Raw genomic sequence first — 15,167 nt, forward strand, 5'->3', positions numbered from 1 at the left:
CTTTACATTTGCGATTGCAAATAATTCTCAGTACCAATATTTCTTAGAAGTTCTTGTTGAGTTTCTATCCAATCAACATGCTCTTCTTCATAGGTTAAAATATCTTCCAATAATTCACGGCTAACATAATCACTTTCTGATTCACAATAAGCGATGGCTTCGCGAAGAAGTGTTAATTGCTCCATCTGCAAATCCAGATCACACTGCAACATCTCTTCAGCATCTTCACCAATTCTCAGCTTCTCCAGATGTTGAAGGTTTGGTAAACCTTCAAGAAAAAGAATACGTTCGATCAGATCATCTGCCTGCTTCATATCTTTGATCGACTTCTTATATTCCTTTTCATCGAGCTCATTCAACCCCCAATTCCGGAACATCCTTGCGTGCAAAAAGTATTGGTTGATTGATGTCAGCTCAATAGTAAGCACCTGGTTTAAATAACCGAGCACTTGATTGTTGCCTTGCATAACATTACCTCCGCAATTGGCATATCCGTTTTATTTTTGCCAGCCTTAAGCATAGGTGGTTATTTGCATTTTTGTTAAATACTTGCAACAAGACAATTGAAACAGCTGTCAGGACAGAAAGAAGTGAAGATGGAATTTAATACGCTCAAAATAACTATTTATTGATGAGAACAAAGTTGTTCAACCAGCTAATCTCATTATGTATTCATAACTAAGAGAATAAACCTGTCTACAAAGCTGAAAAATGATCATCAAGTATCAAAAATATATATCAGCCTAATATTATGGACTTAGATGTATATATTAATAACCCCACAATTTATACCAATATCGCATTAACAATCCCTCATAATCCATTAATTTCTTTTCGATACAATTCTTTTTAGGGACGATTATGACGTTTTTCACCGTTTTGTTTCAGCTTGTAAATGTAACTTAATGGTGAACAAATCGTAACCAGCTCAGGCCGCACAATAACTATTATTGAAACAAGGACTTTCCGTGTTCAAAACAATAAAAACACGTATTGCCATCAGCGCCGGTATCGCAATGGCATTTACGCTAATTTTCGCAATGGGGATGACGACCCGGGCATTTACCAATGTCAACCAGCAGGTTACGGACAGGGTAAAAGCGCAGCTTAACGAAGCCACCCAACAAAACCTTGAAGCTACAGCGATTGAAGAAGGTAAAACTATCGCTAGTAACCTTTTTCCAGTACTGGCAACTCTGGACCAGATTCGTTCGATTATCGAACTGAGTGGTGAAAGTGGTACGGGTGCTGACATCATCGTCAAACAGTTCACCGCTGCACTTGAAGCTCAGGATGAAGCGGTTTTTGCCGGTTACATGGTTTGGGAAGAAAAAACCTGGCCAGCCAGCACTGAAGCTGGTGCGAAAGATGCGATTAACAGCAAAGGCTACCTGGCACCTTTCTTCTCACCAAACACCAGCAATAGTTTTGACCCGGTTGCGATGGAAAGCTTTTCCAATACCGAGCTCAACAATAACGGTGAACGTAAAGATGATTGGCACCTGATGCCTTACGAAACCGGAAAAACGTTTGTTATGGAACCGTACATGTACCCGGTTCGAGGCAAGCAAGAACTGATCACGACAATCAGCCAGCCGATCAAGGTTAACGGCAAGATTGTAGGTTCCCTAGGTTTTGACCTGTCACTGGCTGAACTTCAGGGACAGAGTGAAGATCTGGCGCGTAACCTGTTTGACGGCCAAGGCAACGTTATCATCACTTCATGGAAAGGTGCGGTACTGGCTAACAGCGGTAAAGCGGCCCAGGTTGGTAAGAAGGTAACCGGTGAGCTGGCAACAAAATGGGCTGATATTCAGTCTCTCGCTCGTCGTGACGGTGTAAGTGTCATGACAATGGGTGATGATGAGTTTGCCATTACCTCTGTAGATACATCCGGCGCACCATGGATTGTGATGGTGTCTGTGCCAAACAGCAAGCTGGCTCAGAGCGTTAACGCGTTCGAAAAATGGAGCGGTGAGCAAAATGAAAGTGCAATCAACCAGGGCGTCATTGCCGGTTTGATCACAGCCCTAATTGGCATCGCAATCATGACCATGATTGCTAACTCAATCGGTAACGTTCTGTCGAACCTGGTTGACCGTTTCCAGGATGTAGCTGAAGGTGACGGTGATCTGACTTACCGCCTGGAAGTAAAAGGCCAGGATGAAACTGCCCAGCTTTCTCACTGGTTCAATACCTTCCTGAGCCGCCTGCAGGTTACCCTGCAGACCGTAATGACCACCGCTATTCAAGTTGATAACAGTGCGAACGACGGTAAAGCCAAAGCAGAAGATTCAAAACACAAACTGAACGCACAGCTAAGTGAAGTAAACTCACTGGCTACCGCAATTAACCAGATGAGTACAACCGCGCAAGAAGTAGCGGGTTCTGCCGTTCAGGCAGCTGCGGCGGCAAGTCAGGTTCAATCAAGCAGTGTTAACGGCATGGGGCAGATGAACAATGCTGCGACTGCTGTTGGCGATCTGGCAGTGCGTGTTAACGATGCACAAAACCAAATTCAGAATCTGGCACAGTCCAGCGCAGCAATTCAGGGCATCCTGAGTGAAATCGGTGGCATTGCCGATCAAACTAACCTGCTGGCACTGAACGCAGCAATTGAGGCGGCACGAGCTGGTGAAGCTGGTCGTGGATTTGCCGTTGTTGCTGACGAAGTTCGAAATCTGGCAACCCGCACCCAGACATCAACTGAAGAAATCCGCACCATGCTTAGCCGCCTGGAACAGGAAACTCAGTCGATTGTGGGGCTGATGCAACAAAGCCAACAACAAGCAATGGATACCAAAGATGAAACTCTGGCAGCTCAGCTGGCGCTGAAAGAAATCAATGAAGCCATTGAAGTGATCAATGATATGAACAATCAGATCGCTTCTGCAGCTGAAGAGCAAAGTGCAGTTTCTGAAGAGATCAACCGTAACGTTGTTGTTATCAACGATACCGCGACCGATGTGATGGACAGTATGAACTCAGCCCTGAACAACAGCGAAGAGCTGGCAGGAAAGGCTGCAGAGCTACACAAAGAGCTAAATAAGTTCAAAACTTAATCACTTAATTAAATATTTTGTCATAAAAGCTTAAAGCGACCGAAAAACGGTCGCTTTTTTTATATGGCCTTAGTTATTGGCAGTGCAGGAAAACAAAAATCATTCGTCTGCTCTATCAATAATGATTAACGTTATCAAACAGATGTAGCTCAACGACACTTTGCGCATTCTGAAGTATAAAAATGATTAATAAAATCAAAAGAACTTATTTCCATTTGGGAAAGCTACAACTACTCAGCATATTGTGGCTGTCAACATTGCTTGTCAGCCTGACATTGTTCACCGTCAGCAATATACACAGCTGGGCTCAACACAAGGATAACCTTGTCGGGCAGCTTAACTCCCTGTCTGAAGGTATTGCCCATGATTTAAAGAACAGCCTCGCCGCCCTCAACTATCAGTATCCGGAGCCTCTCTGCGATCATAAAACAATGATGGCAATGCAGCAGGCCGACTACTTCGCTAACTTCCTGACCAGTATTTCAATCGTTAAGGATAACCTTATCGTTTGTAGCTCAACTCAGGGAATGATTAATCCTCCTACCATCCTGATTGAGCCTGACTGGATCTCGTTTGCCGGCGTAAAAGTACGCCAACATCAAACAGTCCCGTTTTTTGAAGATCATGTCACCGGCCGAACTGCTCAAATTGGCAATTTCCTCGCGTACCTGGATTATTCCAACGCAATCAGCGAGCCACAGCAGCCATGGCTCAAATACATCAGCTATTACAAAAAAGATGGCGCTCTGAACTACCTGTCCGGTGACGCCGATTTTATTGTTAATGACTTTACTCCACATTCGGACGACTCACAGTGGTACGAAAACCAGAACTGGCTCTTCAGCCAGTGTATTAATGACAATGAATGCCTGCTGATTGCAATCGATATTCCAGCCTACTTTGCAGCCAATCAATCCATGCTGTTCCTATGGGGCAGCATTTTAGTAACCGTACTCATTCTAGTCGGCTTACTTGGCGATCACGTTCACCGCCACCTTTTCAGCATTCCGCGCCAGGTTCGCAACGGAATCAATGAGCACCAACTCACCCTGCACTATCAGCCGATTCTCGAAATGGCTTCTGGTAATATCATCGGCTGTGAAGTGTTGAGTCGTTGGTGTACTCAGGATAACCAATGGATCCGACCTGATGAGTTCATTGCTATTGTTGAGCAAAACGGTCAGACAGCAGAACTGACTGAGCAGGTCGTCTTAACCTGTATCCGCGACTTATCGAAGGTCGGCATGTTGGGAAAAGTAAAAGTTGGTATCAATGCTTTCCCTGCTGATATTGCTTCAGGCCACATTCGTAACCTACTATGCAGTCAACTGCCGGAAGAATATTACTCGCTATTCTCTATCGAGTTGACCGAGCAAAAAATTGAGAACCTTAAAGCTCTTAGCCAAGGCGTACAGGATCTTCGCAGGCTTGGGTTTGAAGTCGCGATTGATGATTTCGGTACTGGTTTTTCTAACCTTGAAGCCTTACGAGAAGTTAATGTCAGTGCGCTGAAGATCGATAAAAGCTTTATCTGGGGAGCTGAAAAGCCGTCACTGAAACGAAGCCTTGTCGAGCATATCGTCAACATTGCTAAGTCGCTGGAGCTCCATATTATTGCTGAAGGCGTCGAAACAACGGAGCAACTGGAGTATCTGCGCACGCTGGATGTCGACTACACCCAGGGCTTTTTGCATAGTCGTCCGGTTAGCCTGGAAGAGTTTGTGGTAAAAGCAAAACCATACGTTGATACCGAGAGTTCCTGATTAAACACGTCAGTTTTCTTTGCGAACTACGTGTTTTCGATAAAGTTCGAGGAATTCCAGTACAATTTCCCTCGCGACATCAGTCTCACTGTTTGTCAGAAAAACCATTCCGGTCTGGGTAACAGGGTTAAACACCATTTCAGTTCTTATCCCTTTTACCCAGCCTCCATGGTGAACAAAACCGGTTATGCCACGATAATCAAATGTTCGCCACCCCAACCCATAGTAAACATTACTCAGCTTGGCCCGATAGCGATACTGATTGGCGCGAATATGAGGCTTATGCATGATTTCCAGTGATGAAGGACGTATGACTGAAGGGTAATGACCGAACTGCGCTAACATCCATTTCGCCAAGTCCTGTGCGCTGGCATTGACTCCTGCTGCGCCGGGAACTCTGTAGTAGTAAGGTTCAGGCTTAACGGCAGCGTACCCTGACTTCACCTTAACGTGCGGAACAACACGGTTAGGTTCATTCTTAAACTCATCAAGCCCGAATGAAGCATGATCCATCCTCAGCGGAATAAAAACCAGCTCCTTAACCAAAGTCGGAAAATCCTTCCCGGCAGCAAGAGCAAGCATATCTGCACTAAGGTTATAGACAATATTCTGATAGCCGTAACATTTACCCGGCTCACAGACGAATTTGACTCGATCAAGAATCTGCAGGATCCTCGTGTAGCGAATATTATCTTCCAACAAGTCTGAATAGGCCTGGGGAACAAGCCCTGTTGTATGCGAGAGCAAGTGTCTGAGTGTTACCACCTTACCCAATTCCGGATCACTGAATTCGATATCTTCCAGATACGGAACTACATGCGTGTCCCACTCAATCAAACCTTTGGCAACCAATATTGAGGTCACACCGGATGTAAATGTCTTAGATATTGAAGCCAGAGGAAAAACTGTTGCCGAATTGACTCTTTGCTTACCACCAACTTTCGTCACCCCATAACCACGTAACAACCTGATGTTACCGTTTATGATCACCGCCAGCGATGCACCGGGTACTCCCTGCTTAACGGACTTCTTAGCGTATTTATCTAACGCAAACACGATTTCATCTTTTGGCGCTGAAACAGCTGTACCACAGTAAAACACAGCCAGCATGACAGCCGCCAGAAATCTGGGAAACTTCAGCAACACAGGCTTACCCTCACGAAAATGCAATTCTTAACGCAGAGCCACTATGTCTTCAAAATCCTAAGGGTAGTGCCTGTTACTGATATCAAAGGCTCTCTGATTTGAGAATCAAACTCAATCAGGACAAGGGATAACAACTAAAAACAAGGAATGTCAAAAAACTCACATTTAACCAACAGAACTTACTTTGAAGCCTTTATCTTAAGATATAAAAAAATAGTTCAAGAAATCGCCTCAAATTTACACTATGATAATTTTGCGTGTTAATTTTAACCCATTGCATATATTTGCTTTGGTTACATATATTACATATTTTCCGCGTACACTTGTTCGCTGATTTGATATTTCTGTGTGTACACTTGTTCGCTGAAAACGGTGTTTTATTGATAATTAATCCTATTTATCGAGTTAATGTGGTTTTTTTTAGATATTTTGCACTAAACGCACACTTTGAATATCTTGTTGATATTTAAACAAAAACACTCATCGGACGAGTCAAGAAGTGAGATCTGGGACACAAAACAACTTTTATTGTTCGCTATAGTCGCTACAATACTTCGCCTTAAGCACTTCAAGACAAACTAAAATAAGGTCACACAGTCATGAAAGTAGTCGATTTCTTAAAACAAAAGCGTGATGTTCTTTCTCAACATCCGTTTGAGCTGAAGGATTTCCTATCTCCGTCTCTTCGTGATTACTGGCTTGAATTGGTTGAGAAGGCGAACAATAGTCATCTGGGTTCACTAATTAATCAAAACAGCACTGCTTCAAATGATGATGCTGTAGACGCTCCTGTGGAAGTAAAAACAGAAGTGAAATCAGCTACAAAACCAACTTCAGAAGAAGTTGTTGCTGAAACAGAAAAAGAGCCTAAGAAGCCTAAAATCGAGATGCATCCTGAAGCTGAAAAGCTGATGAATGAGCTGAATGAAACACTGGGCGAAGTGATTCATGTCGGCAAATGGCTGACGGTTGATCAAGAACGCATCAATGCCTTTGCTGATGTTACTGAAGACCACCAGTGGATTCATACTGATCCTGAGCGTGCGGCAGCAGAGTCTCCGTTCAAAACTACAATTGCGCACGGCTTCCTGACGCTGTCTCTGCTTTCAGTTCTGACTGACAGTGTTGATCCGGAAAACCAGAAATTCCCGACCGCAAAAATGACAGTTAACGTTGGTTTGAACAAGGTTAGATTCCCATACCCGGTTAAGTCTGATAACCGCGTACGTGCAAGCACCAAAATTCAGTCTGTCACACCAATTAAACGCGGCCTGGAAATCGTTCAGGAACTGACCATCGAAATTGAAGGTGTTCGCCGCCCTGGTTGTGTTGCGGAATCAGTGATTCGCCTGATGTTCTGATAGACACCAAACGAACAGCAAAAAGCCATCCTCTCGGATGGCTTTTTCGTTTATAGCAATTATTAGGTTATTTGGGGCACTGACACTTTGCCATTCAAATACACTACAAATTACCTACTCTGCCCTTACTTACTCTGCTACGACCCCGCTTTTCTGGATCACTTTCAAAGCTTCTTTCTTACTCAACGAAGACAACTCTTCACTGTAGCTAGCAACGAACTCTGATACATAATCAGGGGCTGTTTTCGAATACTCACGCAACACCCAGCCAATCGCTTTGCGAATGAAAAACTCATCTTCATTAGCCAGCATTAAAATTGTCTCTTCTAACAACGGTAAGTTGGTCTGATCCTTATGTTTCAAATGAGCCAGAAGGGAAGCACGGCGCAGCCACATGTTGTCAGACTCACGCCATTCAATGAGCTTCTGTTCAAACTCCCTATGCTCCTTAACCAACAAACCAATCAGGTTTGAGGCAATTTTATCAACCGTGTCCCAATGGGTAGCCCCGAGCAGCATTTCCTCATAAACAGCAAAGGCTTCTTTGGTTCGGAAAGCTTTATAATATTCTGCAGCATCCATAGCCAGATACTGCTCTTCACGGTTTTCACCGGACCACAACCAAAGCACCAAACGGCTGTAATCAGTGAAAGTAGCAACTTTGGTGTGCTCTCTGGCCTGTTTGAAAATAGCCTGGCGCTGAGGTGTTTTCACACCATAGAAAGGCTGGTCTGTTTTCATGTAGGCCTGCATTTCCTTTGCAACATCGGGATCACCGGCTTCGGCCATCCGCTGCTGCATGAAAATCACCATTGGAATGATGAGGGACATGTATAACTTCCTTTTCGACTAACTTTTTTATTTTGATTATTGGAACCTAGTTCCTGTGCAGCCATTCTACCCCATCTTTCATCACGGCAAGAAGCCCGGCAAAAAACCGGGCTTAAGCCAGTATCAGAAACTCACTGACAAAATGATTATTTGCTACCCAGTTTGCCCTGATATTCGAGGTACTCAAGAATCCGCTCTACCTGCTCACTACTGAGATCTGTATGATCCGGCATCTGGGTATATCTGAATTTAGAGGGCTGACGAATGTACTCACGCAATATCTCTGAATCACGGTACGCCAGAATATTCATTGGCGCATTCAGGTCCGGGCCGACTTTCCCTCCCAGTTGATCAAGAGCATGACATTTCAGGCAACGAGCTTTAAAGATCTTGAATCCGTTGAACACATTTGAATTTTTCTTTACCCCGGTCGGATACACAGCCGGATACCGGTTCTGAAATTCAACAGTGTTGATTGCCGCTAATTGATAAGGCCACGGATAAGCCTGTTTCGGCGTCTGCTTGTCACCTTTCCAAACCAAATAAAACGGCCCTGGATTCGACTGGTTGTGACCAATCTGTTCCCACTCAGGAGTATCAACATCGCGAAATACAATATAGCCACCCTGCTCCATCAGCTTATCCATGGTTGATAACGCCTGATAGCCATCCAAAGCAATAAAATTCACATCTGTTGTCAGTCTGCTTTCCCATGAATTCCCGTAGGCAAAAGCCATTACATCATGAAGGGCAAAGCCGATGTAACGCTTATCTTTACCATACTGAGGGTCATAGATATCGACCTGATGCGTTGAGAGCTGTTTCTTCATCTCATCAAGAGTGACGGTTTTCAACACCTCTCCGTCCTGAGAAAAAACCAGCTTCGCTGCATTGACCACGGTCGCTAAACACAGCAAACCAATCACCGTCAGCCACTTTATCCATCGCGCTTTATCTTTCATTTGAACGCTCCTTATTCCGCTGATTTTTTATGACTGCTTCACTTTGACTATAGTCTTTAACCTTTTGGCATTATTGGGCTTTTTGGTTTATGAGATAACAGTCACAACCATTTGCTTATGCTCAATATCCTAAACTTACTCTATTCGGTTCAAAACTGTGTTCACTGAGCTGGCCTCATCACCGCCATAAAATGGCGTAGTACTGGCGGTTCATATTCAAATTCAAGCCCTTTTAACGCCCTTGCACACCTTGCTACAGCAATCACAGCGTCAGCGACATAATCCATATGATCGTTGGTATATACACGCCTCGGAATGGTCAGGCGCATGAATTCAAAAGGAGATGACTTTTGATTATTGGTGACAGGGTCACGCCCAATTAAAAGAGAACCGATTTCTACAGCACGAACACCGGCCTCAAGATACAGTGCATTACACAATGCCTGAGCAGGAAACCTTTCCGGTGGAATATGTGGTAACAGCTTCTTGGCATCAACAAACACAGCATGACCGCCGGGTGGCCACTGAACAGGTACACCGGCATCATGAAGCCGAGAGCCAAGGTACTCAACTTGTTTAATCCGATAAGTCAGAAAATCTTCATCCAACCCGTCAAATAATCCTCTAGCCAGCGCTTCCATATCCCTTCCGGCCAATCCGCCATAGGTCACAAATCCTTCCAGTGGCACACAACGGGACTGCACAGCCTGAAACAACTCAGGATCATCACGTACAGCACAAAGACCACCGATATTTACCATTGGGTCTTTTTTTGCAGACAACGTCAGCATATCGGCATAACGAAACATCTGCCTGACGATTTCTTTAATCGACTTGTACTGGACCCCCTCTTCCCGCTGCTTTATAAACCAGGCATTTTCACAAAACCGCGCCGAGTCCATCACCACAGGAATGCGGTATTGGCGACCCAAAGCATAAACTGCTTTCAGGTTTGCCATTGATACCGGTTGTCCGCCGGTACTGTTACAGGTGATGGTCATAATAATGGCAGCAATATTCTCCACCCCGTAATGACAGATACAATCTTCCAGCTTTTGCAGGTCGATATTCCCTTTCCAGCCAAAATCCGATTCAGTATCGAACGCGCGCTCATCCACAAGGTTAATGGCTTGGGCGCCGGACAATTCAACATGAGCAGCAGTGGTATCGAAATGAAAATTGGAAATAAATACAGGATGGTTTCCACCGCGTTCCCGCTGCATTTTTTCAACCAGGCACGGAAACAATAGCTGTTCAGCACCACGCCCCTGATGAGTCGGCACAAAGTCCCGATAACCGAAGACCTCTTCAACAGCTGTTTTCAAATGATAGTAATTCCGACTGCCAGCATAAGCTTCATCCCCCAGCATCAACCCCGCCCACTGGGATTCACTCATTGCCCCGGTGCCGGAATCAGTCAGCAGGTCGATATAAACATCTTCACTTTTTAGCGCAAACGGATTGTAACCCGCTAGTTTCAGCGCCTCTTCCCTGTCAGCCAGTGTTGTCATCCGAATTGGCTCAACCATTTTGATCCGAAACGGCTCTGGAATTCGTTTCATGCCACACTCCTAACCACCGCCTCTGGGTGATGCACCTGAGTTGACGAATATTCTCCCTGTTCCTACGTTAAATATATCAGTCACCTGTAAAACCATGTGTTAGGGCATGAGTTTCCATGCAACTGGCGCGATTCATGCCTTGCCCTATACGAAAGTTGAACGACTACTGATTCAATGCAGAAGATAGTTCAGCGAAAACCTTTAGGAGTCGCCACCATGACCTATGGACACTGGCATTACCCGACAGAAATCATCGCCAGAGAAGGCTGCACCAACAAACTTGCCGACTATTGCCGGAATACCGGAATCCATCGCCCGCTGCTAATCACAGATCATGAGCTGGCCGAAACTAAGATGGTGCGAAATATTATTTCGGGATGCTGCGAAGCCGACTTACCGGTTGAATTATTCAGCCATATCCAAAGCAACCCTACCGGGGCCAATGTTGAAGCCGGGATCAAACACTTTGTCGATGGCAGGCATGACGGCATTATCGCCTTAGGCGGCGGCTCCAGCATCGACGTAGCTAAAGCGGTCGCGTTGGTTGCCAGGCAGGCATTTCCACTATGGGATTTTGTTCACCAAGATGAAAACTGGCAGAAAGCAGATCCGGAGCAAATCGCCCCAGTCATTGCCATTCCGACAACCGCAGGAACAGGTTCAGAAGTAGGCCGGGCATCGATAATCAAAGATGAGCTAGAACATAAGAAAAAAATCATTTATCACCCCAAAATGATGCCGAAGCTGGTACTGCTGGACCCGGTATTAACCTTAGATCTTCCGCCGGAGCTGACTGCCGCCACAGGGATGGATGCACTGTCACATAGTCTGGAAGCACTCTGTACTCACACATTCCACCCGATGTCCGATGCCATAGCCCTGGAGTCTATGCGGATAATTTCGCATTACCTGCCTGTCGCCTACATGGAAGGCCAGAATCTGAATGCCCGCTTCGAGATGCAGATTGCTGCCTGTATGGCCGCAACAGCATTTCAAAAAGGCGTTGGTGCTACACATGCCCTATCCCACACCCTGGGAGCCATTTACAATAAACATCACGGTCTGCTTAATGCCATTTTGTTGCCGTATGTCCTTTCTGCCAATAAAGACCATATTAATGAAAAAATGATCCGGATGGGACGGTACCTTGCTCTGCCAAGACCGGATTTTCATGCGGTTATGGCCTGGCTACTCTCACTGCGAACCGAACTGAATATTCCTCACACGCTTGCAGCCATCGATATCGACAGCAAAGAGGCTGAACGAATTGGTGAAATCGCAGCATCAGACCCTTCTGCGGCGAGTAATCCGATCCATTTCACAGCAGAGCAATATGCCGAGATATTTACTAATGCCGTCAAAGGAACGCTCATTTATCAATGAGGTGGAGTGAATATGGTTTTGGGTGTTCTGCTATGTGACGACGTACGACCCGAGTTACAAGAAAAGCATGGCAACTATCCGCAGATGTTCAACGAGCTGTTCAAGCCGGTTGATCCGACTATGCAGCTCAATTTCTACCGCGTCATTGATGGCCAATACCCGGAGACTTTAGATGAATGCGATGCCTATATCAGTTCTGGCAGTCGCTATAGTGTGAATGATGAGGCTAGATGGATAGGTGCTTTCGAAGCATTTATCCACCAACTCTATCACCAGCAAATTCCCTATATCGGAATTTGCTTTGGTCATCAGATGATCGCCAGATCACTTGGTGGGGAAGTTTATCCTTCATTTAACGGATGGGCTATTGGTGTTAAATCTGTGAAGCTCGATCAAGAGGAAACCCGCCGTCATAGCTGGATAACTGATGATGTTGAAACGTATTCCCTGATAGTCAGCCACAATGATCAGATAGCAAAACTACCACCAGAGACGCTTGTGCTGGCCAGCAGCGAATACTGCCCCTATGCGATGATTCAGGTCGGTGATCATTTTCTCGGTATTCAGGGGCACCCGGAATTCACCCCGGCATACACGTATGATCTCATTCAATGCTTGAAGAACCGATTCAGTGAACAGGAGCGCGATTCAGCACAAGCTTCACTGGATAGCAAAACCGATCACTTAACTGTTACTCAATGGATCGTGAATTTCATCAAACAGCGACATCTGGATTTCTCTCAATGAAGCTCAGAAACCTTAAGCGGGAAGTAAATTCGCTGACGAGCTCTATTCTGCCAGGTATAAAATAGCGCCGGAATTTTCACTCCGGCGCTATTCTGAATTTCACGAAAAATCACTCAATTTTAAACTTCAACTGTCACCTTTTTAGCCAGTGACATTGCGAGGTTATTATCATAGTAAGCCGCTTCATTGATGAAGTGCGGATAGGCTTCATAATCGCCTTCCCAACAGATAGTACTGCCATCAAACAGAGTAAAAATCGGGTCACCCGGATGCAACGGTTTAAAGTCGGCATCCTGTACATTGCGGTGAACCATACCGATTCGCTCTCCCTGTTCATCTTCCGGTAACTTCAGAGTTTCGGAGTATTTAAAGGCCTCAAAACTTTTCGGTAGTTCAGGCAATTTATCCATATTGTGCAGATCGATATAGTCCAGAATATGCCCCGTCATTTCTTCCATCCAATCAAGGACATCCTGACGGATCACTGACTGTGGCTGAGGGCCTACTTCAACAATCACACCCTGTGCTGAAATCGAACTGAGGAAATAATGCTCTTCTACTGACACCTGATCTTCCAATACAACAACTGCATCCGGCATTTTGGATTTAACATAGGCGGCCATTTTACGGTTGAAAGTATCACTTTGTAGCAGAATAAGTGACGGTCCCATGTTACTGGTGGTGTTATGCAAATCGATAATAAAGTCTGTTTTTGCATCACCTTTCGGGCCAAGCTGGTAGTTGATCGCTTTAGCTCGGCTCTGCTCGTAATTTGCCAGTTCAGTGTTGTTAAGATCTTCAAAGCCAAACTGACGGTTCAGGTCACAATCCAGGTAGCGTTTGTTCTCATCAAAGGCTTTCGGGTTGGCAAATACGGTTTCTACCGAAAAAGATGAGCGTGAAATAGCATCTGGTAATTGCTGCCATTTACGCAGCAGGTAGATGCCACTGAATTCATTGCCATGGGTTCCGCCGACGATCGCAACGGAGTTGATATTACCTTTCCTTGTATTCACTGCTCAGGCTCTCACTCTACATATTTATTCACTTTAACAGACTAAAATGAATACCAGCTTTATCAGTAATTTGCCAGCACTAATACAACAGGTCGGGGTTGTGCTGACAGAAAATCCCTTAGTAATACTATAGGTTATTCAGTCGCATAGCCCATACAAAGTTTAAAACTTAACCTTTCCTCTTAAAGTTTTGGTCTGCCCTCGCTGTGTTTTCTTATCCATTCGGCGGCGCTGTGAGGCTTTTGTTGGTTTTGTTGCCCTTCGTGCTTTTTGTTGCACGACAGCTGATTTAATCAGCTCTTTTAAACGTAACAATGCATCTTCTTTGTTTTGCTCTTGAGTACGGTATTGCTGCGCTTTAATGATGATGACACCGTCTTTGGTTATGCGGTGATCACTAAGTTTCAGCAGCCGTTCTTTATAGAAAGCAGGTAACGTCGAGCGTTTAATATCAAAACGTAAATGAATGGCACTGGAGACTTTATTTACATTCTGGCCGCCTGCACCCTGGGCCCGAATCGCGCTGATTTCGATTTCCCAATCCGCAAGTTCAACAGAATTAGAAATAGTTAACATGAATAGATAAATGGCCTGTCTTGTGAAACTGTCAGCGATTATATACTCAAGCGCCTCAGTCAGCACTGAGTCGTTTCATTCTGCGACAACGTTCAGAGCAGTATTTGACCGACTCCCAGCAGCTTTTCCATTTCTTACGCCAATAAAACGGGCGCTGGCAGACCGGACAAACCTTCGACGGCAGATTGACCTTCTTCATCCTGAGTTCCTCTTGTTCTCCCTGATCAGCTAAGTTTTATGAAACAAGCCGTATGGCATGCTTGTTATTTATTCATGTAAGTTTTAGATTCTGTGAACATGCTTACATCTTTAGCCTGAGAGGGTACTGAAGCTTAAGCCGAAAACGTATTCTCTGAGCTATTCAACTGCTAGATATTTATATCCATGAACACAGTAATTGCTTTACTTGCTGACGGCGGACAATTTCTTCGCCCCTGGCTGCCCGAAATTGCAACCGCGATGATTGCCTGCCTGTTGGTCGTCTTCGGCTCCGATATTAACCGGGTTCTACGCCGTCATCTTGCCAGTACTAACTTTGTAGTACGCACGCTGGTCTTCATTCTGGTCAATGCTTTTGGTTACGGCTTTCTGATTGTATCCGTATCACCCTGGATTGCAGGAAAACTAGGACAGGTACCAAGCCAATGGCTATTCTGCATCATCGTTGTTACCTTTGTATTTGTCGGTGCATGGGCACAAAGAAACCGCGCGATTTAATACTGCTCAGCCCTATCCCCTAACACCGATCTGCACTGGAT

Annotated in this window: 14 protein-coding genes; 6 read left to right on the top strand and 8 right to left on the bottom strand. The window is 45.1% G+C overall.

Annotated elements, in window-relative coordinates:
• Positions 1-2: 2 nt before the first annotated feature.
• Positions 3-467 (bottom strand): bacterioferritin, encoded by a 465-nt coding sequence (bfr, locus tag AACQ93_RS22540; RefSeq protein WP_007468541.1) that lies wholly within the window; start codon positions 465-467, stop codon positions 3-5.
• A gap of 501 nt (positions 468-968) precedes the next feature.
• On the opposite strand from bfr, the gene AACQ93_RS22545 reads away from it, so the two are divergent.
• On the top strand, positions 969-3,062 hold the full coding sequence (locus AACQ93_RS22545; RefSeq protein ID WP_064609068.1) for a methyl-accepting chemotaxis protein: 2,094 nt from the start codon (positions 969-971) through the stop codon (positions 3,060-3,062).
• 182 nt (positions 3,063-3,244) lie between these two features.
• Positions 3,245-4,825, top strand: coding sequence for an EAL domain-containing protein (locus AACQ93_RS22550; RefSeq protein WP_064609070.1), 1,581 nt, complete (start codon positions 3,245-3,247; stop codon positions 4,823-4,825).
• Between the two features lie 9 nt (positions 4,826-4,834).
• On the opposite strand, the gene AACQ93_RS22555 is transcribed toward AACQ93_RS22550, so the two are convergent.
• Positions 4,835-5,971, bottom strand: coding sequence for a serine hydrolase domain-containing protein (locus AACQ93_RS22555; protein ID WP_064609703.1), 1,137 nt, complete (start codon positions 5,969-5,971; stop codon positions 4,835-4,837).
• Between the two features lie 599 nt (positions 5,972-6,570).
• On the opposite strand from AACQ93_RS22555, the gene AACQ93_RS22560 reads away from it, so the two are divergent.
• A complete protein-coding gene (locus AACQ93_RS22560) occupies positions 6,571-7,332 on the top strand; it encodes a MaoC family dehydratase (RefSeq protein ID WP_064609072.1) in 762 nt (253 codons plus the stop codon).
• Positions 7,333-7,461: 129 nt separating this feature from the next.
• Here AACQ93_RS22560 and AACQ93_RS22565 read toward each other — a convergent pair whose 3' ends face one another.
• The 3 genes from AACQ93_RS22565 to AACQ93_RS22575 form a co-directional block, all read right to left on the bottom strand.
• The gene (locus AACQ93_RS22565; protein WP_064609074.1) at positions 7,462-8,163 is read right to left on the bottom strand and encodes a DNA alkylation repair protein; all 702 of its coding nucleotides are present in this window, start codon (positions 8,161-8,163) and stop codon (positions 7,462-7,464) included.
• 146 nt (positions 8,164-8,309) lie between these two features.
• Positions 8,310-9,125 (bottom strand): c-type cytochrome, encoded by an 816-nt coding sequence (locus AACQ93_RS22570; protein ID WP_064609076.1) that lies wholly within the window; start codon positions 9,123-9,125, stop codon positions 8,310-8,312.
• 161 nt (positions 9,126-9,286) lie between these two features.
• Positions 9,287-10,687, bottom strand: a complete 1,401-nt coding sequence (locus AACQ93_RS22575) for a tryptophanase (protein ID WP_064609078.1) — start codon at positions 10,685-10,687, stop codon at positions 9,287-9,289.
• A gap of 216 nt (positions 10,688-10,903) precedes the next feature.
• Between AACQ93_RS22575 and AACQ93_RS22580 the strand changes: the two genes are divergently transcribed.
• Complete coding sequence (locus AACQ93_RS22580; RefSeq protein ID WP_064609080.1) at positions 10,904-12,070, top strand: iron-containing alcohol dehydrogenase; 1,167 nt, start codon at positions 10,904-10,906, stop codon at positions 12,068-12,070.
• Positions 12,071-12,082: 12 nt separating this feature from the next.
• Positions 12,083-12,817: a type 1 glutamine amidotransferase gene (locus AACQ93_RS22585; RefSeq protein WP_064609082.1), complete on the top strand. Its 735-nt coding sequence runs from the start codon at positions 12,083-12,085 to the stop codon at positions 12,815-12,817.
• A gap of 119 nt (positions 12,818-12,936) precedes the next feature.
• On the opposite strand, the gene AACQ93_RS22590 is transcribed toward AACQ93_RS22585, so the two are convergent.
• From AACQ93_RS22590 to AACQ93_RS22600, 3 genes are all read right to left on the bottom strand, one after another.
• The gene (locus tag AACQ93_RS22590; RefSeq protein WP_198160239.1) at positions 12,937-13,833 is read right to left on the bottom strand and encodes an aspartoacylase; all 897 of its coding nucleotides are present in this window, start codon (positions 13,831-13,833) and stop codon (positions 12,937-12,939) included.
• A 162-nt stretch (positions 13,834-13,995) separates the two neighbouring features.
• Positions 13,996-14,409 (bottom strand): alternative ribosome rescue aminoacyl-tRNA hydrolase ArfB, encoded by a 414-nt coding sequence (gene arfB / locus AACQ93_RS22595; protein WP_064609707.1) that lies wholly within the window; start codon positions 14,407-14,409, stop codon positions 13,996-13,998.
• A gap of 55 nt (positions 14,410-14,464) precedes the next feature.
• Positions 14,465-14,608 (bottom strand): DUF2256 domain-containing protein, encoded by a 144-nt coding sequence (locus AACQ93_RS22600; RefSeq protein ID WP_084419410.1) that lies wholly within the window; start codon positions 14,606-14,608, stop codon positions 14,465-14,467.
• A 185-nt stretch (positions 14,609-14,793) separates the two neighbouring features.
• On the opposite strand from AACQ93_RS22600, the gene AACQ93_RS22605 reads away from it, so the two are divergent.
• Positions 14,794-15,126, top strand: a complete 333-nt coding sequence (locus AACQ93_RS22605) for a DUF3392 domain-containing protein (protein WP_064609084.1) — start codon at positions 14,794-14,796, stop codon at positions 15,124-15,126.
• The last annotated feature ends 41 nt before the right edge of the window (positions 15,127-15,167 follow it).

It is taken from the genome of Photobacterium sp. J15, assembly GCF_963870815.1.
In the GTDB taxonomy this organism is placed as follows: Bacteria; Pseudomonadota; Gammaproteobacteria; order Enterobacterales; family Vibrionaceae; genus Photobacterium; species Photobacterium marinum.

What these genes read in the sequence shown, in the direction of transcription:
- AACQ93_RS22575 (WP_064609078.1), bottom strand. Translation starts at nt 10,687, where the DNA reads ATGAAACGAATTCCAGAGCCGTTTCGGATCAAAATGGTTGAGCCAATT.
- AACQ93_RS22600 (WP_084419410.1), bottom strand. Translation starts at nt 14,608, where the DNA reads ATGAAGAAGGTCAATCTGCCGTCGAAGGTTTGTCCGGTCTGCCAGCGC.
- arfB (WP_064609707.1), bottom strand. Translation starts at nt 14,409, where the DNA reads ATGTTAACTATTTCTAATTCTGTTGAACTTGCGGATTGGGAAATCGAA.
- AACQ93_RS22605 (WP_064609084.1), top strand. Translation starts at nt 14,794, where the DNA reads ATGAACACAGTAATTGCTTTACTTGCTGACGGCGGACAATTTCTTCGC.
- AACQ93_RS22585 (WP_064609082.1), top strand. Translation starts at nt 12,083, where the DNA reads ATGGTTTTGGGTGTTCTGCTATGTGACGACGTACGACCCGAGTTACAA.
- AACQ93_RS22550 (WP_064609070.1), top strand. Translation starts at nt 3,245, where the DNA reads ATGATTAATAAAATCAAAAGAACTTATTTCCATTTGGGAAAGCTACAA.
- AACQ93_RS22560 (WP_064609072.1), top strand. Translation starts at nt 6,571, where the DNA reads ATGAAAGTAGTCGATTTCTTAAAACAAAAGCGTGATGTTCTTTCTCAA.
- AACQ93_RS22565 (WP_064609074.1), bottom strand. Translation starts at nt 8,163, where the DNA reads ATGTCCCTCATCATTCCAATGGTGATTTTCATGCAGCAGCGGATGGCC.
- AACQ93_RS22570 (WP_064609076.1), bottom strand. Translation starts at nt 9,125, where the DNA reads ATGAAAGATAAAGCGCGATGGATAAAGTGGCTGACGGTGATTGGTTTG.
- bfr (WP_007468541.1), bottom strand. Translation starts at nt 467, where the DNA reads ATGCAAGGCAACAATCAAGTGCTCGGTTATTTAAACCAGGTGCTTACT.
- AACQ93_RS22580 (WP_064609080.1), top strand. Translation starts at nt 10,904, where the DNA reads ATGACCTATGGACACTGGCATTACCCGACAGAAATCATCGCCAGAGAA.